Genomic DNA, 25,732 nt, shown 5'->3' on the forward strand with positions numbered 1-25,732 from the left:
GAGCTAGGCCGTCCCTTTCGGATTCTGCCGTACGGGGGTCAGGGCGACCAGGGACGGCCGCGGGACGGCGGCGGAGCCGTCGGGGCAGGTCGTGCACCCGCGCGAGGCGAAGAAGCAGCCCGAGCAGTCCACGGCGCCGATCTCCTCGCGCCGCAGCCGCCCCTTGCGCACCCAGTACCCGGCCATGTCGGCCGCCTCGGCCCGGCCGAGGCCCAGCCGGTCCGCGATCTGCGCCAGCCCCTCGCCCGGGGCCGCCTCCTCGAAGGCCCGCAGCAGGCGGCGCAACATGCCCGGTCCGGCGCCCCCGCCGGTCCCACCGGCCCCGCTCACCAGACCAGCCTCGCGATCTGGAAGACCCCGACGGCCAGCAGCCAGGCCGCCGCCAGCTGGATGCCGAAGCCGATGACGGTCAGGCGGGTGCCGATCTCGGCACGCTGCGCGGCCAGGGTGGCGAAGCAGGGGGTGTAAGCCAGGATGAAGACCAGGAAGGCGAGCGCGGCCGCCCGCTGGTGCCCGCCGGAGGACTCCTCGAAGGTGGCGTGCAGGCTCGCGGTGAGCTGGGGATCGCCGTCCTCCTCGGCCGAGTAGGTCTGGGCGAGGGTGGAGATCACGCCCTCCTTGGCGATCAGGCCGGTGCCGAGCGCCGCCGTGGCGTGCCAGTCGCCGAAGCCGGCCGGGGCCACGAGGGGCGCCGTGGCGCGGGTGACCGTACCGAACACGCTCTGTTCGACGTCGACCTTGCCGAAGCCTCCGTGGCCGGCCGCGGCCGGGATCGCCATGAGGAGCCAGACGGCCGCCGCGGTCGCGACGATGATGCCACCGGCGGTGCGCAGGAAGGCGGCGAGCTTCTGCCAGACCTGCGCACCGGTGACCCGCAGGGTGGGCAGCCGGTACGGGGGCAGTTCCAGGACGAGCGGTTCCTCCTTCATGCCGCGGAACAGCAGGGGCCGCAGGATCAGCCCCATGCCGACGACCAGCAGCACGGAGGCGACGTAGAGGAAGAAGACGACGGTGCCGGAGTTCGAGCCGAAGAAGACGCCCGCGATCATCACGTAGACGGCGAGGCGGGCGGTGCAGCTCATGTAGGGGATGAGCAGGCCGACCAGCAGCCGGTGCGAGCGGCGGTTGAGGATCCTTGTCCCGGCGAGCGCGGGGACGTTGCAGCCGAAGCCGACGACGAGCGGCAGGAAGGCGCGGCCGGGCAGCCTCAGCGTGCGCATCAGGCGGTCGGCGACGAACGCGGCGCGGGCGAAGTAGCCGGAGTCCTCCAGCAGGGCCAGCAGCAGGAACATGATGATCATCAGCGGGACGAAGGTGAGCAGTTGGCCCACTCCGTTGATCAGGCCGTCGACCAGCAGTCCGGTCAGCCAGCCGGGTGCGTGGAGGGCTTCCAGCAGCCGGTCGGCTCCCCCGCTGACGGGTCCGGAGACGAAGTCGCCGAGGCCGTCCTGGAGGGGTTTGGCCAGGACGGTGGTGGCCTCGAAGACGCCCCACATGACGGCGAGGAAGAACGGGATGCCGAAGCCCCGGGACAGCAACAGCCGGTCCACCCGGTCGGTGAGGGTAGGCCGGGCCCCGGCCGGGCGGGGCGCCGCGCGTTCGATGACGGCGTGCGCCCAGGCGTAGCGGGCCTCGGCGACGAGGAGCTCGGCGTCGGTGTCACCCTCCCCCGCATCCACGTCCACGTCCGCGTCCGCCCCTGCCTCCGTCGCCGCGAGGCGGTCCGCCGCCGCCCCGGCCCGCCGGGTCAGCTCCGCCGGGACCTCGGGCGGCTCCTCGCCGCAGAGCAGGCTCACGGCCAGCCACCGCGCGGGGTGCGGGGTCAGCCCGGAGGCCGCCGCGGCCAGCTCCGCCAGTTCGGCCGCCACGGGCGAGCCGGCGGCCCAGGCGGAGGTGCGCGCACGGCGCGGGGCTTCCGCGTCCAGGGCTTCGCACACCGCGTCGGCGAGCAGGTCCAGCCCGGTCCCGGAGCGTCCCTCCACCCGTACGACGGGCAGCGCGAGCTCGCGGGCCAGCGCCTCCGGGCCGGGGGGCGCGCCGCGCCGGGCGGCGACGTCGGTCATGGTGAGCGCGACCACGACGGGGATGTCGGTGTCGAGGATCTGCGAGAGCAGGTAGAGGTTGCGGGCCGGGTTGGCCGCGTCGAGCGCGAAGACCACGGCGTCGGGCCGCTCCCCCGCCGGTGCGGTCAGCACGTCGCGCACCAGCGCCTCGTCCGGGGAGTCGGGCAGCAGGCTGTAGGAGCCGGGCAGGTCGGCGACGCGCAGCGGGCGGCCCCCGGCGGTGCGCCAGTCGCCTTGGGCGACGGAGACGGTCTTGCCCGGCCAGTTGCCGACGCGCTGATGGGCGCCGGTGAGGGCGTTGAAGAGGGTGGACTTGCCGACGTTGGGGTTGCCGACGAGGGCGACGAACGGCAGACCGGTCCGGCGCTCCGCCATGATGGTGGCACCGGCTCCGGCCCCGGTGGCGTGACAGCTCATCCGGCGCACCTCAGCCGGCCGGCGGTACGGGTGTCCAGCGCGACCCGGGTGTCCCCGAGCCCGACGAGCAGGCCGCCGGTGGCGCCCCGGGCGATCACGGTGACGTCCGCGCCGGGCACGAAGCCGAACTCCAGGAGCCGGCGCCTGCTCCCCCCTGCCTGACCGGGATCGATCCCCGTGATGCGTACGGTCGTCCCTGGACGGCTGTCGTTGAGCGACGGCACCGGACCTCCTTGTTCGAATCCACTTAGGCAAACCTAAGCAATTCGAGGAGCACCGGAAGCCGGGCAAAGGCCCTGATCGACAGGGCCTTTCCGCCCCCCGCTCCCGCCCCGCCCCTCGGCCGATCGGCCTAGACGGCCTAGCCCGGCATGATCCCTTCCGCCATTCAGGGCACGGAATTCCGAATTGCGCCGCCATCCGTCCGATCATCGGCGGGCCTGGCGGAAGGCGGCCTGCGCGGGGTGTGCGGAAGCGGCGGCCCGAGCGCATTCTGGAGGGGTGACGGCCAGACCGGACACTGGCGGCCCCGTCACCGACGCCACGGCCCAGGTGCTCGCGCGGGCCGCTCTCGATGCCGTGGGGGCCGCCGGCGGGTACGCGGGCGGGATCTACCTGCGCTCCGGCACCGAGGGGCTCATGCTGATGGCGGCCGTGACCGGGCTCCCGGGTCCGCTGTTCCGCCCCTGGTGGCGGATGCAGGTGAACCGGCCCTACCCCGTCGCCGAGGCCTACCGGTCCGGCCAGTCCGTGCACCTGTCCGACGCGGAGTCGGCGATGCGGCGCTTCCCCCAGCTGATGGCCGGGCTGCCGTTCCCCTTCGCCTCGCTCTACGAGCCCGTGACCCGGGGCCGCGAGCGCTACGGCGTCCTCTTCGTGCTGCGCCCCGCGACACCCGGGGTCCCGGTCGGACCCGGCGACCGGAAGCGGCTGCGCGCGGTGGCCACCCGGCTGGCCGGGGAGCTCGCGGCGCTCGCCGCGGGCGGGGCCGAGGTGACCTGGGAGGGCGACCCGGTGTGCTTCCCCGGTCCGGGCCCGGCGGGCGAACCGGGGCGCGGGCTTGCGGGCGACGCGGGGCGCGGCGTTGCGGGCCACGCCACCGGCAGGGCGGCGGGCGGCGCCACCGGCAGCCCGGCGGGCAGCCCCGCCGAGAACCCCGCCACCGGCGCCCGCGCCGCCATGGACCGGCTGGACCTGGCCGTCCTGTCCGTGGACCGGCAGGGCGTGATCGGCTTCACCAACTCCCGCGCCCGCTCCATCGCCACGACCCTGCTCGGCTCCGACGGGGCGGAACTCTCCGGCCGGATCCTCTGGGAGGCGCTGCCCTGGCTCGGACACCCCGCCTACGAGGACCACTTCCGGGCCGTGTTCCTCGCCCCCGCTCCCGTGCACTTCCAAGCCGCCCCACGCGGAACCGAACCCTCCCCGCACTGGCTGTCGGTGGGGCTGCACCCCTCGATCGACGGGGTCACCGTCACCATCGCCCAGTCCGAACCGCCCACGTACGCACCCGAGTCGCTGGTGCGGCCGGGCACGGGGCTCGGTTCCCCCGGCCAGGGCTCGCCCGCCGACCGGGCTTCGACCCTGTACCGGCCGGTGGCGCTGGCGATCGCGCTGACCGAGGCGGTGACGGCCCGCCAGGTGTCGATGGTGGTCACCGACGAGCTGCTCCCGGCCTTCGGCGGGCGGCAGTTGGCGATCTACCTGCTCGGTGAGGGGCATCTGCACCTGGCGTGGGAGACCGGCTTCCCCCGGGGCTTCCTCGACCGGTTCGACGGGGTCGCGCTGGACGTGCGACTGCCCGGGGTGGAGACCCTCACCTCGGGCCGGCCGCTGTTCTTCGAGTCGATGCAGCACCTGGCCGCCGCCTATCCGGGGATCGAGCTGGACGCCGCCGTCGGCGCCCGGGCCTTCCTCCCCCTGATCGCCTCCGGCCGGCCGGTCGGCTCGTGCATCCTCGGCTTCGACGCCCCGCGCGGCTTCAGCCCGGAGGAGCGTACGGTCCTCACGGCACTGGCCGGGCTGATCGCGCAGGCGCTGGAGCGGGCCCGGCGCTACGACAGCGAAGCGGCGCTGGCCCGCGGGCTCCAGGCGGCCCTGCTCCCGCACCGGCTGCCGGTCCGCGAGAACGTGGTCACGGTGGGGCGGTACCTGCCCGGCACCGCCGGGATGGACGTGGGCGGCGACTGGTACGACGTCATCGAGACGGCCGGCGGACGGCTCGCGCTGGTCATCGGCGACGTCCAGGGACACGGGGTGGCCGCCGCGGCCACGATGGGCCAACTGCGCAGCGCCGTACGGGCCTTCGCACTCAGCGGCAACGAGCCGGAGCAGGTGATGCGCGGCACGAACGAGCTGCTCATCGACCTCGACCCGGGCCAGTTCGCGAGCTGCTGCTACGTCCTCCTCGACCCGGCGACCGGCCTCGCCCTGGCCGTCCGGGCCGGGCACCCCCAGCCGCTGCTGCGGCATCCGGGCGGCCGGACGGAGGTGCTGGACCTGCCGGGCGGGATGGTGCTCGGCATCGACGCCGAGGCCGTGTACCCGGTGACCCGGCTGTGGATCGAGCCGGCGGCGGTGCTCGCCCTCTACACCGACGGGCTGGTCGAGATGCCCGGTGCGGACATCGACGTGGGGGTGGAGCGGCTGCGCGCCGCGCTGGCGGACGCCGGTCCCGCGCCGCTGACCGAGACGGCGGACCGGCTGGTCGCCGAGGCGGGGCACTCCACCGACCGCCCGGACGACATCGCCCTGCTGCTGGCGTCCCGCACGTCCGCCCCGGAGGCCCCCCTCGCGGCGGCGACCACGGTGGACCCGGACGGGGCCGTCCCCGGCGAGGCCCGGGGCGCGGGGGACGGCCCGCGCCCGGAGCCCCGTAGGACGAACCCGTAGGACGGCCCCGCAGGGTGCGGCAACCCTTGCGTCGCCCGCACCCTGCCTGACCTGCCCGCCTCCTACCGCTTGGCGTACGCCCGCGCGTAGGAGTCGCCCGCGATCAGGGCGTCGGCGACCATCTCCGGGGTCACCGGGAAGGGCATGTTGTGCGTGGTCTCGCCCTCCGCGGTGGCCGCGCGCCCGATGGCGAGGAGTTCCTCGCGGTCCGGGTCGCCGAGGCCGATCTCCGCGAGGGTGGTGGGCAGGCCCACGGCGCGGCTGAAGCGCAGGTAGGTGTCCAGCTCGTCGGTCGGGGCGCCTTCAAGGACCAGCTGGGCGAGGGTGCCGATGTTGACCTTCTCGCCGTGCATCATGCCGTGCACCTTGTGCGAGACGGTCAGCCCGTTGTGGATGCCGTGCGCGGCGGCGAGCCCGCAGGACTCGAAACCGAGGCCGGAGAGCAGCGTGTTGGCCTCCGTGACCTTCTCCAGCGCCGGGGTCACCACGTGCGCCTCGGCGGCCAGCCGGGCCTGGGGGCCGTACTCCATCAGCGTCTCCCAGCACAGCCGGGCGAGCGCGAGGGAGGCCTCGGTGGCGAGACCGCCGGCCATGGCGACCCGGTTGGCGGCCACGCAGACCCGGGCTTCGTACCAGGTGGCGAGCGCGTCGCCCATGCCGGAGACGATGAACCGGCTGGGCGCGCCCGCGACGAGCGCGGTGTCGACGAGCACCAGGTTGGGGTTGCGCTGGAAGAAGGAGTAGCGCTCGAAGGCACCGGACTCGGTGTAGATCACGGCGAGCGCGCTGGTCGGCGCGTCGGTGGAGGCCACCGTGGGCGCGGAGACGACGGCGATGTCGCCGAGCGCGTGGCCGACGGCCTTCGCGGTGTCGATGGCGGTGCCGCCGCCGATGCCGATGACCACGTCCGCGCCGGCGGCCTTGGCCGCGGCGGCGACCCGGTCGATCTCCTTCTGGGTGCAGAGTCCGCCGAAGACCTCCTTGGTCAGCTCGACCCCGGCCGCGGAGAGGGAATCCGTGACGGCCGTGTCGACGAAGCCCCAGACGCCCTTGTCCGCGAGGACCACGGCGTTCGTCCCGAGGCGGGCCGTGTGCTCGCCCAGGTCGTTCATCGCCCCGGCGCCCTGCACGTACTTCGGCGGGCTGATCATCATGCGCGTACCGACGGTCTTCACGCGAATCCTCCTCATTGCGAATTCAATTGCGCTTGCTCATTCATCCCTATCACGAATTCTTACGACACCCCGAAATATGCACGGTCCCCTCATTGACGGGCCTTTCTGCGCCCGGATCCGGGACCAAGGGCCCGAGCTGTTCCGAAGGTTTGCCAGGGTAAAGTTCCAGCCAAGTGCCCCGGGAACGGTGGCGGATCGGCGGCGGTGCCGAGTTAATGCCGCCCCGTCATTCCTATTTCCGCCCCGGACCGGCGCGCCGAGTTCCCCGTTCCGCGCTCCCCTTTCCAGGAAAGAGGCCCCCGTGAAGAAGCTCATCAATTCCCCCGAAAGTGTCGTCGCCGACGCACTGCGCGGAATGGCCGCCGCTCACCCGGGGCTCCGCGTCGAGGCGGAGAAGGGCATCGTCACGCGGGCCGCCTTCCCGGCCGGGGAGCCGGCCGGGAAGGTCGCGCTGCTGTCGGGCGGCGGCAGCGGGCACGAGCCGCTGCACGCCGGGTTCGTCGGGCGCGGCATGCTGGCGGCCGCCGTGGCCGGCCCGGTGTTCACCTCCCCGGTGCCGGACAACATCGCGGCGGCGACCTGCGCGGTCGACGCGGGTGCGGGCGTCCTGCACGTCGTGAAGAACTACACGGGCGACATCCTCAACTTCACGATGGCGGCGGAGGACTGCGAGGACGAGGGCGTCAAGGTCGAGCAGGTCGTCGTGGACGACGACGTGGCCGTCGCCCGCACGGAGCACGGACCGGGCCGCCGCGGCACCGGAGCCACCCTGTTCGTGGAGAAGATCGCGGGCGCGCTGGCCGAGGAGGGTGCTCCGCTCGCCGAGGTCGCCGCGGTCGCCCGCAAGGTCAACGCGAACGCGCGCAGCTACGGCGTCGCCCTGACCTCCTGCACCACCCCCGCCAAGGGCAGCCCCAACTTCACGCTCGGCGAGGACGAGATCGAACTGGGCATCGGCATCCACGGAGAGCCCGGCCGCGAGCGCCGGAAGATCATGACGGCCGCCGAGACCGCCGAGGCGATGCTCGACGCCATCCTCGACGACCTCCCGGAGTCGGCCGGCGCACCCGTCATCCTCCTCGTCAACGGCCTCGGCGGGACCCCTCCCGTGGAGCTGTACATCATGCGCGCCGAGGTCGAGCGGGTGCTCGGCGAACGCGGGATCACCGTGGCCCGCTCCCTGGTCGGCAACTACGTCACCAGCCTGGACATGGCCGGCTGCACCCTCACCCTGTGCCGCGCCGACGACGAACTGCTGCGCCTGTGGGACGCCCCGGTGGACACCCCGTCCCTGCGCTGGGGCTGCTGACCCCGACCGCTCTTCCCCTCCCGACACCCTCCAGGAGCCTTGCCCCATGACCGCCACGCCCGCCAGCCCGACCACCTCCACGCCCTCCCCGACCCCGTCCACCGAGGCCGCCGTGCCGGAAGCGGCACTGGACACCGCCTACTTCCGCCGCTGGATCGCCGAGACCAACCGGCTCGTACGGCGGGACAGCGCGCGCCTCACCGAGCTGGACGCGGTCATCGGCGACGGGGACCACGGCGCCAATCTCGTACGGGGCTTCGGCGCCGTCGGCGCCGCCGTGGCCGAACAGCGGCCCACCACCCCGGGGGCGCTGCTGACACTGGCCGGTTCCACCCTGACGAACACCGTCGGCGGCGCCTCCGGACCGCTGTTCGGCACCGCGCTGCGCCGCACGGGCAAGGTGCTCGGCGACACCGGCACGCCGACCGTGGCGGAGCTGGGTGCCGCGCTCGGTGCCGGGCTCAAGTCCGTGCAGAAGCTGGGCGGCGCGGAACTCGGCGACGCCACCCTGGTCGACGCCCTGGCCCCCGCGGTGACGGCGCTGGCCGAAGCCGGCGAGGCGGACCGGCCGCTGCGCGAGGCCCTGGACGAGGCCGTACGGGCGGCCCGCGCGGGCGCCGACGCCACCGAGCCGCTCGAAGCCCGCAAGGGCCGGGCCAGTTACCTCGGCGAGCGCAGCATCGGCCACCAGGACGCCGGGGCCAACTCCGTGGCCCTGCTGATGGAGGCACTGCGCGCCGCGGTCGACGCCCCCGAGGCGGAGCTCGTCCCGGAGGAGCCGGCCGCCGCCGGGGAGCCCGCGCAGGTGCGGGAGCAGGCGCCGAAGACCCGTACCGGCCGCGTCGGCATCGTGCTCGTCTCGCACAGCAAGGCGGTCGCGGAGTCCGTGGCGGCCCTGGCGGGCGCGCTGATCGGATCGGTCGAGCCGGCTCCGCTCGCGGTGGCGGGCGGCACCCCCGACGGTGGGATCGGCACCAGCGCGGAGCTGATCACGGCCGCCGCGCGCTCGGTGGACGAGGGCCAGGGCGTGGCGGTCCTCTGCGACATGGGCAGTGCGGTGCTGACGGTGAACGCCCTGCTCGGCGAGGAGCCCTCGCACCTGCCCGCCGGCGCACGGATCGTGGACGCGCCGTTCCTCGAGGGCGCCGTGGCCATCACGCTGACCTCGGCGATCGGCGGCGACATCGACGCCGTACTGGCCGCCGCCGAGGACGCGCGCGGCTACCGCAAGCGCTGACCGGAGACGGGCCGGGAGCCGAGCGCCCTCCCCCAGGAGGCGCCCGGCTCCCGGCCCGGGCCGACTCCCGTGCCGGCATCGGGGTCATGACACCTCGGAAGATCCGCGGGGCGGCCGAGCGGATGCGGGGCTACGCCCGCGTCAAGGAGGCCCGCAGCCTGCGGACCGCGGCGGAGCGGCCGCGCCGGTGTCCCGAACACCGCCCCCGTACGGCCGTGGGCGAACTGTCGCACCGACTGCGCCGCGCCGGGCGGCCCTGACCGGTGCCTCCCGGCAGACGTCCCGCCGCTCCGCGCCTCCGGCCGCCGGTGCTGTCGGTGGGGCTTGGTAGAACTGTTGTCGGACGACACGCACGGCCGGGCCACTGCCGGCCACACCCGTCAGGAGCAGCGCACATGACCATCGGGAAGCACCTGAGCGAGCTGAGCGGCCTGCCGGCCTTCGACTTCCCGGGGCCGAAGGACACCCGCGAGCTGCCCGAGCCCGGGTCCGTGGCCTGGCGGATCTCGGTGGACACCTACGACGCCGAGGAGGAGTGGCCGCAGGCCTTCGCCCGGTTCGCCGAGTCCGTGGACACCCGGCAGGTGCGGGCCCTGATCGTGGGCGGCTGGTCCGAGGCGTACGAGACCTCCGCCTCCGTGATCGTCGAGGCGCTCGCCGGGGCCGCGCCCGAGTTCCCCGCGCTGCGGGCGCTGTTCGTCGGCGACATCACCTTCGAGGAGTGCGAGATCTCCTGGATCCAGCAGTCGGACGTGGGCCCGCTGCTGCGGGCGTTCCCCGCGCTGGAGGAGTTCGGGGTGCGCGGCGGCGAGGGCCTGGTCTTCCCGCCCGTGCGGCACGAGGCGCTGCGCGTGCTCCGGGTCGAGGCCGGCGGGCTGCCCCGGGAGGTGGTGCGCGGGGTCGCCGCGAGCGAACTGCCCGCGCTCACCGAGCTCGATCTGTGGCTGGGCACCTCCCAGTACGGCGGGGACGCGGAGGCCGGCGATCTGGCGCCGTTCCTGACCGGTGAGCGGCTGCCGGCCCTGCGCCGGCTCGCGCTGCGCAACAGCGACATGCAGAACGAGGTCGCCGCCGCCCTCGCCGCCGCTCCGGTCGTCGAGCAACTGGAGGTACTGGACCTCTCCATGGGGATCCTGGACGACGCGGGCGTCGAAGCCCTGCTGGCGGGGCGCCCGCTCACCCACCTCACCAAGCTCGACCTCCACCACCACTACGTCAGCGAGCCGCTGCGCGAGCGGCTCCGCGCGGCGCTCGCCCCGCACGGCGTGGAGGTCGACCTCGGCGACGTGCAGAGCCCGGATGTGGACGAGGACACCGTGTACCGCTACGTCGCGGTGGCGGAGTGAGCCGTACGGCTCACGCCGTCACTCCGGCCTCTGTCTCTGCCCCTGCCCCCATGGCCGTCGTCGGCAATCCGGACAACCGCCGGGTCGCCCTCTTCCAGGACGCCGTGCGCGCCGCCGGGCTGCCCGGAGCGCGGATGGTTCCGTGGCGGGACGTGCTGACCGGCCGAGCCGTCTTCCGGGCGGGCGAGTGCGTACGGATCGACTCCCCCGGCGAGGACCCCGAGGTGGAGCGGCTGCTGCGCGGGGCCGCCGACACCACCCGGGTCGAGGGGACCGGACGCTGGTACCGCCGGTTCACCGAGGCGGTGCGTGCGGTGGCCGAGGACGTCCGCTCGGCCGGCGGCACGCTGACGTGCGATCCGGACGACCTGGCGGTGCTGTTCGACAAGCGGCTCTGCCACGGAGTGCTGGCCGCCGCGGGGACGCCCGTCCCCGCCTCGCCCACCTCGGGCCCGGCCGCCGTCCGCACGCCGGTGCGCGGCTGGGAGGAGGTCCGGGCGGTCCTCGCCCTCCCCGGCTACCGCCGGGCGTTCGTGAAGCTCGCGCACGGCTCCTCGGCCTCCGGGGTGCTCGCGGTGGAGACGGGCGCGGGCGGCCGGATCCGGGCCACCACCTCCGTGGAGCGGGCCCCTTCGGGAGCCCTGCACAACTCGCTGCGCCTGCGGCGGTACGAGGACGAGCGGGTGATCGGCGCCGTCGTCGACGCGCTGGCCCCCGACGGCCTGCACATCGAGCGGTGGCTGCCGAAGGCTTCCCAGCGGGGCCGCTCCGCCGATCTGCGGGTCGTCGTCATCGGAGGCCGGGCCACCCACGCCGTAGTCCGCACGGCCGCCGGTCCGCTCACGAACCTGCACCTGGGCGGTGCCCGCGGCGATCTCGACGCGGCCATCGCCGCCGTGACGGAGGCGGGCGGCCGCTGGGAGGCGGACGCGCTCACCGTCTGCGAGCGGGCGGCGGACGCCTTCCCGAGGACGCTGTGCGTCGGGGTCGATCTGCTGCCCGCCCTCGGCTGGCGGAGTTTCGCCGTGGGCGAGGTCAACGCCTTCGGGGACCTGCTGCCCCGGCTGACGGGACTGCCCGGCTCGCCCGCCGAGGGCCTGGACACCTACGCGGCCCAAGTGGCCGCCGTACGACAGGAACAGCATGCACGCGCCGCCGCCCGCCCCTGACCCCGCGCCCGGTCCATACCCCGGCCCGTACCCGGACCCCGACATGAACGAGGTCGTCGGCCGGGACGACCTGCTGCTCGTCACCCTCGACACACTGCGCCACGACGTGGCCGCGCGGCTGGCCGCCGAGGGCCGGATCCCGAACCTGGCGGCGCACCTGCCCGGCGGGGCGTGGGAGCGGCGGCACGCGCCGGGGAGTTTCACCTACGCCTCCCACCAGGCCATGTTCGCCGGCTTCCTGCCCACCCCCGACGGGCCGGGCCCGCATCCGCGGCTGTTCGCCGCCCGGTTCCCGGGCAGTGAGACCACCGCCGGGCGGACCTGGGTGTTCGACACCCCGGACCTGGTGTCGGGGCTGGCCGGGGCGGGCTACCGGACCGTGTGCGTGGGCGGCGTCGGCTTCTTCAACAAGGCGGCCGCGCTGGGCTCCGTACTGCCCGGGATGTTCCAGGAGTCGCACTGGGAACCGGAGTTCGGGGTGGCGTCCCCGGTCTCCTTCGAGGCCCAGGTGTCCCGAGCCGAGCGGATCGTGGAGGAACTGCCGCACGACCGGCGGCTCTTCCTCTTCCTGAACGTGTCGGCCATGCACCAGCCCAACTGGTTCCACTCCCCCGGGTCGAGCGCGGCGGACGGGGACTCGTGGGAGACGCACGCGGCCGCGCTGGAGTACGTCGACCGGCACATCGGGCGGCTCTTCGACGCGATGCGGTCGCGGCGCCGCTGCTTCGCGATCGTCTGCTCCGACCACGGGACCACGTACGGGGACGACGGGTACACGGGCCACCGGCTCGCCCACGAGGCCGTCTGGACGGTCCCGTACGCACAGTTCCACCTGAACCACGAGGAGCCCGGCCCCCGATGACCTCCACAGCCCCCATGAGCGGCCCGACCCGCCCGACCCCCTACGAGAACTACGTCTACGCCTACCCGCACAAGACGGCGTACCGCGCGCTGCCCGAGCCCGCCGAGCTCAGCCGGGAGTGGGCACGGCAGCCCAAGGACGCCCTGTCCCTCTACCTCCACATCCCCTTCTGCGAGGTGCGCTGCGGTTTCTGCAACCTCTTCACCCGGATCGGCGCGCCGGAGGGGCTGACCACGGCCTACCTCGACGCGCTGGAGCGGCAGGCGACGGCGGTCCGCGGCGCGCTGGGCGACGAGGAGCCCGTGCGGTTCACGGCGGCGGCCTTCGGCGGCGGGACGCCGACCTTCCTGACGGCGTCCGAGCTGGAACGGCTCTGCGATATCGCGGAGAAGGCCGCGGGCGCCGACCTGCGGGCGGTGCCGCTGTCCGTGGAGGCCTCGCCGGCCACCGCGACGGCGGACCGGCTCGCCGTCCTGGCCGACCGGGGCACGACCCGGCTCAGCCTGGGCGTGCAGAGTTTCGTGCCCGAGGAGGCGCGCTCCGCCGTGCGCCCGCAGAAGCGGGCGGACGTGGAGACGGCGCTGGCCCGGGTCCGGGACGCGGCGATACCGGTGCTGAACATCGACCTGATCTACGGCATCGACGGGCAGACGGAGGCGAGCTGGCGCCACTCGCTGGACGCGGCCCTCGTCTGGCGCCCGGAGGAGCTCTACCTCTACCCGCTGTACGTGCGCCCCCTGACGGGCCTGGGGCGCAGGCCGGGCGAGTCCACGGCCGCCGGGTGGGACGAGCAGCGGCTGCGGCTCTACCGGGCCGGGCGGGACCACCTGCTGGCCTCCGGGTACGAGCAGGTGTCGATGCGGATGTTCCGCCGGGCCGGGGCCCCCGGGGAAGGCGCCGATCAGGACATCGAACCGGGCGCCTGCCAGACCGACGGCATGATCGGCCTCGGCTGCGGGGCCCGTTCCTACACGGCCGGGCTGCACTACTCCTTCGACTACGCGGTCGGCATGAGCGAGATCCGCGGCATCATCGACGACTACGTGAGCCGCCCCGGGGAGGATTTCGCGCGGGCCTGGCACGGACGCCGGATCGACCCGGACGAGGCCCGGCGCCGGCACCTGCTGCAGTCCCTGCTCCAGGCGCGCGGGATGCCGGTGGGCGAGTACCGGGAGCGGTTCGGGAGCGGCCCCTGGGAGGACTTCCCGGCGGAGCTGGCGGCCTTCGCGGAGCGCGGCTGGCTCGAGGACGACGCGGAGCTGCTGCGGCTGACGCCGGAGGGGCTGGCGCACTCGGACGCGGCGGGCCCGGCCCTGTTCTCGGCGGACGTGCGGGCCGTGATGGCCGCGTACGAGCGCAAGTGACGGGGGCGGGGCGAGGAGCGGAGGGGGCGCCCATGGACCTGACCGTGCTCTACCGGGGGCCGCTGTCCTCCTGCGACTACGACTGTCCCTACTGCCCGTTCGCCAAACGGCGGGACAGCCGGGAGCTGCTGACCGCCGACCGGGCCGCGCTGGAACGGTTCACCGGCTGGGCGGCCGCGAACACCGGCGACCGGCTGTCCGTCCTGTTCACCCCGTGGGGCGAGGGCTTGGTCCGCTCCTGGTACCGGCGCGCCCTGGTGGAGCTGTCGCACCTGCCGCACGTGCGCCGGGTCGCGATCCAGACCAACCTGAGCGGACGCACCGGCTGGACCGCCGACGCGGATCCGGACACGCTCGCGCTGTGGTGCACGTACCACCCGGGGCAGACCCCGTACGACCGGTTCCTGGGCAAGTGCCGGGAACTGGCCGCCGCCGGGGTGCGGTTCAGCGTGGGCGTGGTCGGCCTGCCGGAGCACCTCGCGGAGGCACGCCGGCTGCGCGCCGCGCTGCCGCCCGAGGTGTACCTGTGGGTCAACGCGGCGGAGGGGCACGCGTACACCGATCCGGAGGCCGCCGACTGGACCGCCCTGGATCCGCTCTTCCCGTTCAGCCGCCACCCGCACCGCTCGGCGGGGCTGCCGTGCCGCACGGGCGCCTCGGTGATCTCGGTGGACGGCTCCGGCACCGTCCGGCGCTGCCACTTCGTCAAGGCGGAGCTGGGCAACCTCTACGACGGCTCGTACCGGGCCGCGCTGCGGCCGCGCGCCTGCCCCCTGGCGGTCTGCGACTGCCACATCGGCTACGTCCACCTGGAGACGCTCCCGCTCTACGACGTCTTCGCGGGCGGAGTCCTGGAGCGGATCCCGGCGGCGGCCCTCGCCACCCTCCCCGCTCTCCCTGCCCTCCCTGTCGGCCCCGCTGGCCCCGCAGTGCCCGCCGCCCCCGCCCTTCCGTGACACGGGAGGGCGGCGGGTCGGCAAAGCGGAAGAAAATTTACCCGCGGTCACATGCGGTTATCGCACACGGTGATCGCGCAGCGTTCACACGGCGTTCACGACCTACGGGGCCGCCGACCCGCCACCGGACGACGAAATCCGCAGGTGAACAGCTCTTGACCTGCGGATCTCGCGGAGATTCCATTCGGCCCGGGAGCCACCGAACCAGATCTGCCCACCACCGCCCCGGAGGCGATACCGCTCCCGCGCTCACTCACCGCATCTGCCGATCGGAACACCGCACCGATGTCTGACACGATCAGCGCCCCTCAGGCCCTCTCCCCCGCCACCGGTCCCGTGCCCCAGAAGCTCAAGCGTTCCATCGGCGTCGTCGGCGGAACCCTGCTCACCCTCTCGTGCGTGACGCCGGCCTCGACCCTCTTCGTCGTGGTCCCGGACCTCTTCTCCAGCCTCGGCACCTGGACCGCGCTCACCATCGCGATCGGCTCCCTGCTCTGCATCGGAGTCGCGTTCTGCTACTCGGAGCTGGGCACCCTCATCCCCAGCGCCGGCGGCGAGTACGCGATGGTGTCCACCCTGTCCGGCCGGCTGGCCGGCTGGCTGGTCTTCGTCCTGTCCCTGCTGGTCGTGATGATCGTGCCGCCCGTGATCGCCATGGGCACCGCCGACTACCTCGCCCCCGTCGTCGACATACCGGCCCCGGCCGCCGGCGCCGGCGTGATGCTGCTGGCCACCCTCGCCGGTCTCCTCGACCTGCGGGCCAACGCCTGGATCACCGGCATCTTCCTCGTCCTGGAGGTCGTCGCGGCCGGGCTCGTCGCCGTCCTCGGCTTCGCCCACAGCGAGCGGGGCGCCGGCGCCCTCGTGCACGGCACCGTGGCGGCGGAGGGCGGCGGCACGTCCACGGTCACCGCGATGATGGTCGTCTCCGGGCTCGCCATCGCGCTCTTCGTCACCCAGGGCTTCTCGACGGCCGTCTACCTCTCGGAGGAGCTGGAGAACCCGCGCCGCAACGTCCCGCGGACCGTGCTGGCCACCCTCGCCATCTCCGCCGCCGTCATCCTGGTCCCGGTCATCGCCATCACCCTGGGCGCCCCCGACCTGGAGGCCCTGACCTCCGGCGACCTCGGCACGATGGTGACCGCCTGGTCCAACTCGGCCGTCGGCACCTTCGTCAGCCTCTGTGTGGCCCTCGCCATCGTCAACGCGGGCATCGTCATGGTCATCCAGAACTCCCGGGTGCTGTTCGCCTCCGCACGCGACAAGGCCTGGCCCGCGCCGGTCAACGCCGCGCTCTCGCGGCTCGGCCGGTTCGGCTCCCCGTGGGTGGCCACCCTGCTCGTCGGCATCCCCGGCGCGGCGATGTGCTTCGTCAACCTGGACACCCTCTACGGGGTCACCGGCGTCTCGGTGACCGGCATGTACCTGCTGGTCGCCGTGGCCGCGCTGTTCGGGCGCCGCGGGGCGCACCGCGAGACGGCCGCCTGGCGGATGCCGCTGTGGCCCGCCGTGCCGATCGTGCTGATCCTGGTGTTCGCGTACATCCTCACCCAGCAGGAGACCCAGTACCTGCTGTGGACCGGCGGGATCACCGCCGTCGCCACCGTGTACTGGGCGCTGTACCTGCGCCCGCACAAGGACACCCGCTGGCTGGTCACCATCCCGGTGGACGAGGACGACCCGGCTTCGGCCGGGGCGCCTGCCGCCTCCGCGTAGGGGTCGACCGGTCGAAGCGAGGTGCGGGGCCACGGGTGCACATCCCGTGGCCCCGCACCTCTTTGCGTACGGCCCTGGCACCGGGTCACGGTCCCACGCGGATGACCACCTTGCCGAAGGGCGCGTCCTCGGCGTAGCCGCGGTAGGCCTCGCGGGCCTCCTCGAAGGGGAGCACCCGGTCGATCACGGGCCGCAGCCCGTGGGTCGCGACGGCCCGGTTCATCGACTCGAACTGCGTCCGGCTGCCGACGAACACCCGCCGGATCGTCGCGAGGCTCGCCGCGTACGCGGCGTGCGAGATCTCTATCCCTGACTTCGTGGCGCTGGCGGTGATCAGCAGGGCGATCTGGCCGTAGAGCGAACTGGCGCGCACAGACTGCTCGATGGTGTCCGGGCCGCCCGTCTCCACGACCAGGTCGGCGCCCCCGTCGGTCAACTCCCGCACGGTAGAACCCCACTCGGGTGTGCGCACGTAGTTCACGACCGCGTCGGCCCCCAGTGCCTTCAGCCGGTCGGCCTTCTCCTCGCTCGACGTGGTCGAGACGACCCGGCAGCCGAGCAGTTTCGCGAACTGCACCGCGAAGAGGGCGACCGGACCGGTGCCGAGGGTCAGCACGCTCTGACCCGGCAGGGGAGCTCCGCCCTCCCCGCCGGTGAGCGCGTTCCAGGCGGTGACCGCGGCACAGGGCAGGGTCGCGGCCTCCTCCCAGGTCAGGTGGTCCGGCACGCGGACCGCCCACTCCTCGTCGAGCAGGGCGTACTCCGCGAGCATCCCGTCGAGGGTGCAGCCGGGCTGGTCGACCAGGGCCGGGGTGATCCTGCCGTCCCGCCAGCGCGGGAAATAGGTGCAGGAGACCCGGTCACCGACCGCGAACCGGGTCACCGCCTCCCCGACCGCGACCACCTCGCCCGCGCCGTCGCTCAGCGGGACCACCCCGGGCACGGCGGGCAGCGGGTAGCGCTCGCGCAGGATGAGCAGGTCGCGCTTGTTGAGGGAGGTGGCCCGGACGCGGACCACGATCCCGGTCGGTCCGGCCGGCAGCGGGCGCGGGCCGCCGTGGTCCCGCGGGACGATGCCCTCGATCGTGCCGAACGTCTCCAGGTGGTACGCGCGCATGGTGGCCTCCGGCCGGTCGTCCGTCATCTGCCGACATCTGCTTCCGATGACCCCGATGCTGCGGCCCCCGGACACGAGCGGCAATTCCCTCCGGGGAATCGATGGCTCCGTGGAAACGGCGGCTAGAAAGGGGGACATGACCACCACCGCTCCTGCCGAGCCGACGCCCTTCGCCCGCGAGATGCGCCGCCGCCGGGCGCTGCGGCGCATCAGCCAGCTCGAACTGGCCACCCTCGCCGGGACCACGCAGCGCCACCTCAGCTTCATCGAGAGCGGCCGCTCGGTGCCGGGGCGGGCGATGGTGGTGCGGCTCGCCGAATCCCTCGGGCTGACCCTCAGGGAGCGCAATTCCCTTCTTCTCAGCGCTGGTTACGCACCCTTGTACGCCGAATCCGCGCGGGACGCGGAGACCATCGGGCCGGCCATGGAGGCGTTGCGGTCGATCCTGACCGGGCACCTTCCGTATCCGGCGGTGGTGGCCGGCCCCCGGGGTGAACTCGTCGTGGCGAACGCGGCGTTCGACGTACTGACGGAGGGCGCGGCCGCGCACCTGCTCGCTCCGCAGGTGAACGTCCTGCGGCTCGCCCTGCACCCGGAGGGGATGGGGCCGCGCGTGGTGAACCTGGCGGCCTGGGGCCGGCACATCACGGAGAGCCTGCGCATCCGGGCCTCGGCGCACCCCGATCCGGGACTGGAGGCGCTGGTGGAGGAGCTGGACGGGTACCTGCCGGCCACGGACGACGGCGCGGGCGACCGCTCAGGCTCCGGCGACGGCTCGGGCGACCGCTCCGCCCCGGCCGAGCACCTCGGCTTCGCCGTGCCGCTGCGGCTGCGGACCTTCGAGGGAGAGCTCCGGCTGCTCACCACCCTCACCTCCTTCTCGACGGCCGTGGACGTGACCCTGGCCGAGCTGCACCTGGAGGCCTTCCTGCCCGCCGACGCCGCCAGTGCCGAGCTGCTGCGGCGCCGGGAGGACGCCCGCGCGGGGACCGGCCCCCGGCGCTGAGTCCCGTACCTCCGTCCCGAATGGTGGAACGGGTGTCTTGCCCGCTCGGCCCATTCGTCTATGCTCCGCGCCATGGCCGTCACCCAGCGCCTCCTGTCGCGCTCCTGTTGTCCCCGCTGACGCCTGCCTGCTCCGGACCGCCCGCCCCGCCACCGCCGACGTCCCCGTCGCCCCGGCGCCCCCCGAGGTCCCACGGCCCCACCGCACCCCCTCACCTCCCGCACCCCCGTGCACCCCCTTTGCCCTTCCCGAAGGAGCCCGTTCGCCATGAGCAGCAACCTCGCCCTCCTCGATGTCAGCCAGGTCCACGCCCGTCACACCGAGTTCCGGATCGTCGATGTCCGCACCCCCGGCGAGTACGCCTCCGGGCACCTGCCCGGCGCGCTGAACATCCCCCTCGACCGGATCGGCCGCTCCCTGCCCGAGCTGCGCGAGGCCGCGCGGGAGCGGGAGTTGCTGCTGGTGTGCGCCTCGGGGACCCGCTCGCAGAACGCGGCGCGGACCCTGGCCGGGCACGGCATCGCGGCCACCAGCCTCACCGGCGGCACCACCTCGTGGTCGGCGCACGGGCACCCGCTCGACTACCCCGCCGAGGGGCCCCGCCGGGTCTGGGCCATGGAGCGCCAGGTCCGGCTGACCGCGGGCGCGCTCGTCCTCCTCGGTCTGCTCCTCGGCCTGCTGGTGCACCCGGCGTTCGAGCTGCTCGGCGCCGGGATCGCGGCCGGGCTCGTCTTCTCCGCCCTCACCGACACCTGCGGCATGGCCTTGGTCCTCGGCCGGCTGCCCTTCAACCGGCGCCGGTAGCCCGCCCGATCCCCTCCCCGCCCATCATCTGAGACGATTTCGTCCACCATCCGGACCCCGCTTGTCGATACCACCCGGACACCGACAGGATGCACCCCATGGCCCCCGTACTCACATCGCGTCGTCACGTAGATCTGCTGCGCGTGTCGACCATGCTCTGTCGGGCTGCCGCCTCCCGTACGCACGGCTGTTGATCTCACCGATCCGCCGTATCTGACTCCGTACGGATGAGTCCGCGCCTCTCGGCGCACCCTTCGCCCCCCTCCACCGCGCCGTTCGCGGCGGCCGTAGTCCTGCCTTCGGGGCCGGGCCGGCCACGCTTCCGGTCGCGCGGACTCCCGCATTCCCGCCCGCACTTCCCCGTACCCGTGCCACCGCCGCCCCGCAGCCGATCCTCGCCGCGGCGGTGCGTCGCGTCACGCTGCTCCGACGAGGTTTCGCCATGCCCGAGAATCCGCTCCTGCTGCACTGGTTCCTGCCCACGGGCGGGGACGGCCGCGACCCCGGCGGGGTCACCGCCGTCCAGGGGCGCAGCCGCACGGCCACCCGCCGGCCCGCGGACGTCCCGTACCTCGCCCAGGTCGCTCGCGCCGCCGAACAGGCCGGATTTCACTCGCTGTTGACACCGGTCGGGCTCGGCTGCGTCGATCCGTGGATCCTGACGTCCGCGCTCGCCCAGCACACCACCCGGATCGGATTCCTCGTGGCCTTCCGCGCGGGGTTCGCCAGCCCGACGCTGATCGCCCAACAGGCCGACGCCTTCCGTCGGTTCGCGGGAGGCCGGCTCGGACTGAACGTGGTGACGGGCGGCGACCCCGCCGAACAGCGTGCCTACGGGGACGGTCTGGCCCATGACGAGCGCTACGCCCGCACCGACGAGGTCATGGCCGTGCTGCGGGATCTGCTGGACGGGAAGTCGGTGGACCACGAGGGCGCCCATCTGCACATCGAGGGAGCCCGCCTCACCGATCCGGAGCTGCGCCACCCGGTCCCGCTCTACTTCGGCGGGGCCTCGCCCGCCGCCGAGGAGGTCGCCGCCCGGCGGGCCGACGTCCAACTGCTGTGGGGCGAGCCGCCGTCGGCCATCGCCGCGCGCATCGACCGGCTGCGCGAGCGGGCCCGTTCGGCGGGCCGTACGGTCCGCTTCGGGCTGCGGCTGCACGTCATCAGCCGGGATTCCGCGGCCGCGGCCTGGGCGGAGGCCGACCGGATCCTCGCCGGGCTGGATCCGGCCGCCGTCCGGGCGAGCCAGGAGCGGTTCGCCGCCATGGACTCCACGGGGCAGGCCCGGATGGCGGCCCTGCACGGCGGAGTCGCGGACGCCGAACGGCTGACGGTGGCGCCGAATCTGTGGGCGGGCATCGGGCTGGTCCGCGAGGGTGCCGGCACGGCCCTGGTCGGCTCGCACGACGAGGTCGCGCAGCGGCTGGCGGAGTACCGGGCCCTGGGCGTCGACGAGTTCATCCTGTCCGGCTATCCGCACCTCGAAGAGGCCTACCGGGTGGGCGAAGAGGTCGCTCCGCGCCTGCGCGCCCTGACCGGGGCGGCGACCGCGTGACCGCCCTGACCACGAAGGCCGGGCCCCGACCCGCCCCGTCCGAAGCCCCGCCGGGCACGCCGGACACGCCGGACGCCTCCGGCACGGCCCCGCGGCGGTCCCGTGCCCGGATCCTGGAGGCACTGCGCTGGACCGCCCTGCGCCTCCTCGCCCTGACCGTGCTGCTCGCCGCCTGGCAGGCTGCGGTGGCGGCCGAGCTGTGGCCGAGGGTGCTGGTCCCCTCGCCCGGTGAGGTGTGGCGGCAGTTCCTGCTGGCGTCCACCACGCACGACGGCGTGCGCGGCTACGGCGGCCATCTGCTGATCGAGCACCTCGGGGTGAGCCTCGGCCGCATCGGCACCGGCTCCGCGTACGCGGTGCTGGCGGGGGTGCCCCTGGGGCTGCTGATCGGCACCGTCCGGCCGCTCGCGGTGGTGCTGGAGCCGGCCGTGACCTTCCTGCGCACCCTGCCGCCGCTCGCGTACCTCTCGCTGCTCGTCATCTGGTTCGGCATCGACGAGGCGCCGAAGATCTGGTTGCTGGTGATCGCCGCGCTACCGCCGATCGCCGCGGCCACGGCGGCTGCCGTACGGACCGTCCCGGACGAACTCGTCGAAGCGGCGCGGGCGCTGGGCTCCGGTCCGGCATCCCTGCTGCTGTCGGTGCGGCTGCCCGCCGCGCTGCCGGAGATCCTCACCGGCATCCGGATCGCCGTCGGGGTCGCGTACACCTCGGTCGTGGCGGCGGAGACCATCAACGGCGTGCCCGGCATCGGCGGCATGATCCGCGACGCCCAGCGCTACAACCAGACGGCCCTGGTGATCGCCGGGATCCTCGCCATCGGACTGTCCGGGATCGTGCTCGACGCCCTGCTCCGGGGAATCGAGCGGTTCGCCGTCCCCTGGCGCGGCCGCGGCTGACGCCCGCCCCCTCCCACCTCCCCTTCTTCTTCCCCAACCCCCTTTCTCAATCCTGGAGTTCCACCGTGCCCCGAAACGTTTCCCGCCGCGCCCTGCTGCTGGCCGCCGCCGTCGCCCTGACCGCTTCCACCACCGTCGCGTGCGGGGCGGACGGGGACGACTCGGCGGCCGGGCCGGGGCGGATCAGCGTACGGATCGCCTACCAGGCGATACCCAATGCCGACCTGATCGTGAAGAACCAGAAGCTGCTGGAGAAGGCCCTGCCCGAAGCCGACGTGAAGTGGGTGAAGTTCGAGTCCGGCGGCGACGTCAACACGGCCGTGATCGCCGGATCGGTGGACCTGGGCCTGGCCGGGTCGAGCCCGGTCACCAAGGGACTGTCGGCCCCGCTGAACATCCCGTACAAGGTGGTGTGGATCCACGACCTGATCGGCGACAACGAGGCGCTGGTCGCCAAGCCGGCGATCGGCTCGGTCAAGGACCTGGTCGGGAAGAAGGTGGCCACGCCCTTCGGCTCCACGGCGCACTACTCGCTGCTCGCCGCGCTGAAGGCCGCCGGGGTGGACGCGGCGGCCGTGCAGACCATCGACCTCCAGCCGCAGGACGCCCTCGCCGCGTGGAAGCGCGGGGACATCGACGCGGCGTACGTGTGGACGCCGACGCTGAGCGAGCTGACCAAGGACGGGAAGGTGCTCATCACGAGTCGGCAGCTCGCCGAGCAGGGCAAGCCCACCGCCGACCTGGGCGTCGTGACGAACAAGTTCGCGGCCGCCCACCCCGAGGTGGTCACGGCCTGGATCAAGGCGCAGGACCAGGCCGTCGGGCAGGCCCGCACGGCCCCCGATCAGGCCGCGAAGTCCATCGGAGCGGAGCTCGGACTGGCGCCGGAGGAGGCGAAGCGCCAGCTCTCGGAGCTGGTGCTGCTGAGCGCGAAGGAGCAGACCGGCCCCGACTACCTGGGCACGCCCGGCGCCCCCGGGAAGCTGGCGGCGACCCTGCACGACGCGGCCGTCTTCCTGAAGGAGCAGAAGAAGGTCGACTCCGTGCCGGACGAGGCCGCCTTCGGCCGCGCCCTCGCGGTGGAGGAGCTCGGCCGTGCCGCGCACTGAGCCCGATCCCGCCGTCGGCGGTGACGTAGATGTCGACGTCTCCGCCGCCGTGGAGGAAGAATTCGCCGTGGCCCTCTCCGGGGTGTCGGTCCGCTACGGACCGGCGAAGCAGCCCGTGACGGTGCTCGACGCGGTGGATCTACGGGTCCGGGCGGGCGAGTTCGTCGTCCTCGTCGGCCCCTCCGGCTGCGGCAAGACCACCCTGCTGCGGGTGATCGCCGGCTTCGCGCAGCCGGCCTCGGGTACCGCCCTGGTCCGGGGCGCCGCTCCGCGCCCCGGGCGGGGCGCCGGGGTGGTGTTCCAGCAGCCGAGGCTGTTCCCGTGGCGGACCGTCGGCGGGAACCTCGGCTTCGCGCTGGCCCGCCACGGGGTGCCGCGGGTCCAACGACCTGAGCGGATCGTCGAGTTGCTGGACCGGGTGGGACTGCCCGGCATGGCGGGACGCCGCACCTGGGAGCTGTCCGGCGGCCAGCAGCAGCGGGTGGCGCTGGCCCGCGCCCTGGCGGCGGAGCCCGAACTCCTGCTGATGGACGAGCCGTTCGCCGCGCTGGACGCGCTGACCCGGGAGCGCCTCCAGGAGGAGGTCCGCTCCCTGGCCGGGCGGCTCGGCACGACGGTGCTGTTCGTGACGCATTCGGTGGAGGAGGCGGTGCTGCTGGGATCCCGTGTCCTGGTGATGGCCGCGGGGCCCGGGCGGGTGGTGGAGGACCTGCCGGTGCCGCTCCCCCGCGACCCGGCCACGGACGTCGCGGGTTTGCGGGCCTCCCCCGAGTTCGCACGGCTGCGCGGCCGGCTGGCCCGGGCGCTGCGCCCGGGCTGACCGCCGCCCCTCACCCGCCGCACCCATCCGCCGGCCGCGCTCCTCACCCGGCGCTCCTCACATCTGGCCGGCCGCCAGACTGGCGCCGCTCAGGGTGAGCGCGGTGTTCACCAGGCCGACGTGGCTGAACGCCTGCGGGAAGTTGCCGAGTTGGCGTCCGGAGACGGGGTCGTACTCCTCGGCGAGGAGTCCGACGTCGTTGCGTACGGACAGCAGCCGCTCGAAGAGCTCCCGCGCCTCCTTCTCCCGCCCGGTCAGGTACAGGGCGTCGGTCAGCCAGAACGAGCAGGCGAGGAACGCCCCTTCGTCGCCCGGCAGGCCGTCCACCGAGAGCCCCTCGGTGCTGTAGCGGCGGACCAGGCCGCTGCGGCCCAGTTCCTCGCGCACCGCGTCGACCGTGCCGACGACCCGGGGGTCGTCGGGTGGCAGGAAGCCGACGCGGGGGATGAGGAGGGTGGCCGCGTCCAGCTCGCGGGAGCCGTAGTACTGGGTGAAGGTGCCCCGCTCCGGGTCGTAGGCGTTCTCGCACACGTCGCGGTGCACCGCCTCCCGCATGGTGCGCCAGCGCTGCACGTCGCCGGGGAGCCTGGGGTTGAGCTCCAGGGTGCGCACGGCGCGGTCGGCGGCGACCCACGCCATCACCTTGGAGTGGGTGAAGTGGCGGCGCGGGCCGCGCACTTCCCACAGGCCCTCGTCGGGGCGGTGCCAGTTCTGCTCCAGGAAGTCGAGGAGCGCGAGCTGGATCTTCCAGGAGTGCCACTCGGCGGGGAGTCCTGCGGAGCGGGCCACGTACAGGGAGTCGAGGACCTCTCCGTACACGTCGAGCTGGAGCTGGTCGACGGCCGCGTTGCCGACCCGGACGGGCGCGGAGGCCGCGTACCCCTTCAGCCAGGGCAGCTCGCTCTCCGGGATGCGCCGTTCACCGCCGATCCCGTACATGATCTGCAGGTCGGCCGGGTCGCCCGCGACGGCCCGCAGCAGCCACTCCCGCCAGGCGCGGGCCTCGTCGAGGTAGCCGGTGGCCAGCAGGGAGCCGAGGGTGAGGGTGGAGTCGCGGAGCCAGCAGTAGCGGTAGTCCCAGTTGCGGACGCCGCCGAGCTCCTCCGGCAGGGAGGTGGTCGCGGCGGCGGCGATCCCGCCGGTCGGGGCGTAGGTGAGGGCCTTGAGGGTGATCAGGGAACGGATCACCGCGTCGCGGTAGGGGCCCTCATACGTGCACCGGCCGCTCCATGCCCGCCAGTCGGCGAGGCTCTGCTCCAAGGCGGCGTACGGCTCCACGGGCTCGGGGCGCGGTTCGTGCGAGGGGTGCCAGGTGAGCACGAAGGCGACGCGCTCGCCGGCGGCGACGGTGAACTCGGAGCGGGTGCTCATGCCCTCGCCCCAGGTGTGCACGGAGGGTTCGCTGCGCAGCCACACGGCGTCGGGCCCGGCGACGGCGACCCGGTCGCCCTCGCGGTTGCCGCCGCGCCGGACCCAGGGCACGACGTGGCCGTAGTCGAAGCGCAGGCGCAGGGTGCTGCTCACGGTCGATTCGCCGGTGAGGCCTTCGACGATCCGCATCAGGTCGGGCGCGGTGTCGCGCTGCGGCATGAAGTCGATGACCTTGAACGAGGCGCCGTCCTCGGTCTCCCAGAAGGATTCCAGGACGAGGGTGCCGTCGATGTAGGCGCGGCGGGCGCAGCGCGCGGAGTCGGGGGCGGCCGACGGGGCGATGCGCCAGTGGCCGTTCTCCTCGTCGCCGAGGAGGGCGGCGAAACAGGCGGCCGAGTCGAAGCGCGGCAGGCACAGCCAGTCGATGGACCCGTCGCGGCCGACCAGTCCACTGGTCATCAGGTCGCCGATGAGTGCGTAGTCTTCGATGGGTTGTGTCATTTAGGGCACTTTCCCCCGAATACCCGTACTCAATCAGCCCG

22 protein-coding genes and 1 pseudogene are annotated in these 25,732 nt (G+C 73.9%); 17 read left to right on the forward strand and 6 right to left on the reverse strand.

All coding sequences use genetic code 11. The features are described 5' to 3' along the window. Positions 1–3: 3 nt before the first annotated feature. The 3 genes from ACFYYB_RS21355 to ACFYYB_RS21365 are packed head-to-tail and all read right to left on the reverse strand — an operon-like array spanning position 4 to position 2,704. The gene (locus ACFYYB_RS21355; RefSeq protein ID WP_389436794.1) at positions 4–330 is read right to left on the reverse strand and encodes a helix-turn-helix domain-containing protein; all 327 of its coding nucleotides are present in this window, start codon (positions 328–330) and stop codon (positions 4–6) included. Further along, positions 327–2,480: a ferrous iron transport protein B gene (gene feoB, locus ACFYYB_RS21360; RefSeq protein WP_389436795.1), complete on the reverse strand. Its 2,154-nt coding sequence runs from the start codon at positions 2,478–2,480 to the stop codon at positions 327–329. Before feoB ends, ACFYYB_RS21355 begins: the two co-directional genes overlap by 4 nt. Further along, entirely contained in the window at positions 2,477–2,704 is a 228-nt protein-coding gene (locus ACFYYB_RS21365; protein ID WP_250739058.1) for a FeoA family protein, read from the reverse strand. The genes feoB and ACFYYB_RS21365 overlap by 4 nt, the downstream gene beginning before the upstream one ends. 277 nt (positions 2,705–2,981) lie before the next feature. Between ACFYYB_RS21365 and ACFYYB_RS21370 the strand changes: the two genes are divergently transcribed. Beyond that, complete coding sequence (locus ACFYYB_RS21370) at positions 2,982–5,372, forward strand: SpoIIE family protein phosphatase (RefSeq protein ID WP_389436796.1); 2,391 nt, start codon at positions 2,982–2,984, stop codon at positions 5,370–5,372. Between the two features lie 62 nt (positions 5,373–5,434). Here the strand turns inward: ACFYYB_RS21370 and ACFYYB_RS21375 are convergent, their stop codons facing one another. Beyond that, positions 5,435–6,547: a glycerol dehydrogenase gene (locus ACFYYB_RS21375; protein WP_389436797.1), complete on the reverse strand. Its 1,113-nt coding sequence runs from the start codon at positions 6,545–6,547 to the stop codon at positions 5,435–5,437. Between the two features lie 301 nt (positions 6,548–6,848). On the opposite strand from ACFYYB_RS21375, the gene dhaK reads away from it, so the two are divergent. The 10 genes and pseudogenes from dhaK (at position 6,849) to ACFYYB_RS21425 (ending at position 16,506) form a co-directional block, all read left to right on the forward strand. Beyond that, positions 6,849–7,856, forward strand: a complete 1,008-nt coding sequence (gene dhaK, locus ACFYYB_RS21380; RefSeq protein WP_389436798.1) for a dihydroxyacetone kinase subunit DhaK — start codon at positions 6,849–6,851, stop codon at positions 7,854–7,856. A 46-nt stretch (positions 7,857–7,902) separates the two neighbouring features. Beyond that, positions 7,903–8,604: pseudogene (gene dhaL, locus ACFYYB_RS21385) on the forward strand (dihydroxyacetone kinase subunit DhaL); the annotation flags it as partial. After that, a complete protein-coding gene (locus ACFYYB_RS21390) occupies positions 8,578–9,093 on the forward strand; it encodes a PTS-dependent dihydroxyacetone kinase phosphotransferase subunit DhaM (protein ID WP_389437228.1) in 516 nt (171 codons plus the stop codon). The pseudogene dhaL and the gene ACFYYB_RS21390, both read left to right, overlap by 27 nt. An 86-nt stretch (positions 9,094–9,179) precedes the next feature. Further along, positions 9,180–9,353 carry a hypothetical protein gene (locus ACFYYB_RS21395; protein ID WP_389436800.1) on the forward strand — a complete coding sequence of 58 codons (174 nt, stop codon included), beginning with the start codon at positions 9,180–9,182 and terminating at the stop codon, positions 9,351–9,353. Positions 9,354–9,488: 135 nt separating this feature from the next. Beyond that, positions 9,489–10,439, forward strand: a complete 951-nt coding sequence (locus ACFYYB_RS21400) for an STM4015 family protein (RefSeq protein ID WP_389436801.1) — start codon at positions 9,489–9,491, stop codon at positions 10,437–10,439. A gap of 50 nt (positions 10,440–10,489) precedes the next feature. Further along, entirely contained in the window at positions 10,490–11,608 is a 1,119-nt protein-coding gene (locus ACFYYB_RS21405) for an STM4014 family protein (protein ID WP_389436802.1), read from the forward strand. A 43-nt stretch (positions 11,609–11,651) separates the two neighbouring features. Beyond that, complete coding sequence (locus ACFYYB_RS21410) at positions 11,652–12,470, forward strand: STM4013/SEN3800 family hydrolase (protein WP_389436803.1); 819 nt, start codon at positions 11,652–11,654, stop codon at positions 12,468–12,470. After that, positions 12,467–13,834, forward strand: a complete 1,368-nt coding sequence (locus ACFYYB_RS21415) for an STM4012 family radical SAM protein (protein WP_389436804.1) — start codon at positions 12,467–12,469, stop codon at positions 13,832–13,834. The genes ACFYYB_RS21410 and ACFYYB_RS21415 overlap by 4 nt, the downstream gene beginning before the upstream one ends. A gap of 32 nt (positions 13,835–13,866) precedes the next feature. Next, complete coding sequence (locus ACFYYB_RS21420) at positions 13,867–14,790, forward strand: STM4011 family radical SAM protein (RefSeq protein ID WP_389436805.1); 924 nt, start codon at positions 13,867–13,869, stop codon at positions 14,788–14,790. A 285-nt stretch (positions 14,791–15,075) separates the two neighbouring features. Then, a complete protein-coding gene (locus tag ACFYYB_RS21425) occupies positions 15,076–16,506 on the forward strand; it encodes an APC family permease (RefSeq protein WP_389436806.1) in 1,431 nt (476 codons plus the stop codon). Positions 16,507–16,591: 85 nt separating this feature from the next. Here ACFYYB_RS21425 and ACFYYB_RS21430 read toward each other — a convergent pair whose 3' ends face one another. Next, positions 16,592–17,650, reverse strand: coding sequence for an NAD(P)-dependent alcohol dehydrogenase (locus ACFYYB_RS21430; RefSeq protein WP_389436807.1), 1,059 nt, complete (start codon positions 17,648–17,650; stop codon positions 16,592–16,594). A gap of 109 nt (positions 17,651–17,759) precedes the next feature. Between ACFYYB_RS21430 and ACFYYB_RS21435 the strand changes: the two genes are divergently transcribed. The 6 genes from ACFYYB_RS21435 (at position 17,760) to ACFYYB_RS21460 (ending at position 23,819) form a co-directional block, all read left to right on the forward strand. Then, positions 17,760–18,629 (forward strand): helix-turn-helix domain-containing protein, encoded by an 870-nt coding sequence (locus ACFYYB_RS21435; RefSeq protein ID WP_389436808.1) that lies wholly within the window; start codon positions 17,760–17,762, stop codon positions 18,627–18,629. Positions 18,630–18,896: 267 nt separating this feature from the next. Continuing rightward, the gene (locus ACFYYB_RS21440) at positions 18,897–19,433 is read left to right on the forward strand and encodes a rhodanese-like domain-containing protein (protein ID WP_389436809.1); all 537 of its coding nucleotides are present in this window, start codon (positions 18,897–18,899) and stop codon (positions 19,431–19,433) included. 442 nt (positions 19,434–19,875) lie between these two features. Then, positions 19,876–20,991 carry an LLM class flavin-dependent oxidoreductase gene (locus ACFYYB_RS21445; RefSeq protein ID WP_389436810.1) on the forward strand — a complete coding sequence of 372 codons (1,116 nt, stop codon included), beginning with the start codon at positions 19,876–19,878 and terminating at the stop codon, positions 20,989–20,991. Between the two features lie 5 nt (positions 20,992–20,996). Further along, entirely contained in the window at positions 20,997–21,890 is an 894-nt protein-coding gene (locus ACFYYB_RS21450) for an ABC transporter permease (protein WP_389437229.1), read from the forward strand. Between the two features lie 65 nt (positions 21,891–21,955). Beyond that, on the forward strand, positions 21,956–22,999 hold the full coding sequence (locus ACFYYB_RS21455) for an ABC transporter substrate-binding protein (RefSeq protein WP_389436811.1): 1,044 nt from the start codon (positions 21,956–21,958) through the stop codon (positions 22,997–22,999). A gap of 49 nt (positions 23,000–23,048) precedes the next feature. Continuing rightward, entirely contained in the window at positions 23,049–23,819 is a 771-nt protein-coding gene (locus ACFYYB_RS21460) for an ABC transporter ATP-binding protein (protein ID WP_389437230.1), read from the forward strand. A 57-nt stretch (positions 23,820–23,876) separates the two neighbouring features. Here the strand turns inward: ACFYYB_RS21460 and ACFYYB_RS21465 are convergent, their stop codons facing one another. Further along, on the reverse strand, positions 23,877–25,691 hold the full coding sequence (locus ACFYYB_RS21465; RefSeq protein ID WP_389436812.1) for a glycoside hydrolase family 15 protein: 1,815 nt from the start codon (positions 25,689–25,691) through the stop codon (positions 23,877–23,879). Positions 25,692–25,732 lie beyond the last annotated feature (41 nt).

This window comes from Streptomyces sp. NPDC002886, from assembly GCF_042888445.1.
Classification (GTDB): domain Bacteria; phylum Actinomycetota; class Actinomycetes; order Streptomycetales; family Streptomycetaceae; genus Streptomyces.

Excerpts from the sequence above, each read along its gene's own strand:
- ACFYYB_RS21400 (WP_389436801.1), top strand. The coding sequence starts at position 9,489 with ATGACCATCGGGAAGCACCTGAGCGAGCTGAGCGGCCTGCCGGCCTTC.
- feoB (WP_389436795.1), bottom strand. The coding sequence starts at position 2,480 with ATGAGCTGTCACGCCACCGGGGCCGGAGCCGGTGCCACCATCATGGCG.
- ACFYYB_RS21390 (WP_389437228.1), top strand. The coding sequence starts at position 8,578 with ATGGAGGCACTGCGCGCCGCGGTCGACGCCCCCGAGGCGGAGCTCGTC.
- ACFYYB_RS21420 (WP_389436805.1), top strand. The coding sequence starts at position 13,867 with ATGGACCTGACCGTGCTCTACCGGGGGCCGCTGTCCTCCTGCGACTAC.
- ACFYYB_RS21440 (WP_389436809.1), top strand. The coding sequence starts at position 18,897 with ATGAGCAGCAACCTCGCCCTCCTCGATGTCAGCCAGGTCCACGCCCGT.
- ACFYYB_RS21425 (WP_389436806.1), top strand. The coding sequence starts at position 15,076 with ATGTCTGACACGATCAGCGCCCCTCAGGCCCTCTCCCCCGCCACCGGT.
- ACFYYB_RS21445 (WP_389436810.1), top strand. The coding sequence starts at position 19,876 with ATGCCCGAGAATCCGCTCCTGCTGCACTGGTTCCTGCCCACGGGCGGG.
- ACFYYB_RS21395 (WP_389436800.1), top strand. The coding sequence starts at position 9,180 with ATGACACCTCGGAAGATCCGCGGGGCGGCCGAGCGGATGCGGGGCTAC.
- ACFYYB_RS21410 (WP_389436803.1), top strand. The coding sequence starts at position 11,652 with ATGAACGAGGTCGTCGGCCGGGACGACCTGCTGCTCGTCACCCTCGAC.
- ACFYYB_RS21435 (WP_389436808.1), top strand. The coding sequence starts at position 17,760 with ATGACCACCACCGCTCCTGCCGAGCCGACGCCCTTCGCCCGCGAGATG.
- ACFYYB_RS21430 (WP_389436807.1), bottom strand. The coding sequence starts at position 17,650 with ATGACGGACGACCGGCCGGAGGCCACCATGCGCGCGTACCACCTGGAG.
- ACFYYB_RS21405 (WP_389436802.1), top strand. The coding sequence starts at position 10,490 with ATGGCCGTCGTCGGCAATCCGGACAACCGCCGGGTCGCCCTCTTCCAG.
- ACFYYB_RS21415 (WP_389436804.1), top strand. The coding sequence starts at position 12,467 with ATGACCTCCACAGCCCCCATGAGCGGCCCGACCCGCCCGACCCCCTAC.
- ACFYYB_RS21465 (WP_389436812.1), bottom strand. The coding sequence starts at position 25,691 with ATGACACAACCCATCGAAGACTACGCACTCATCGGCGACCTGATGACC.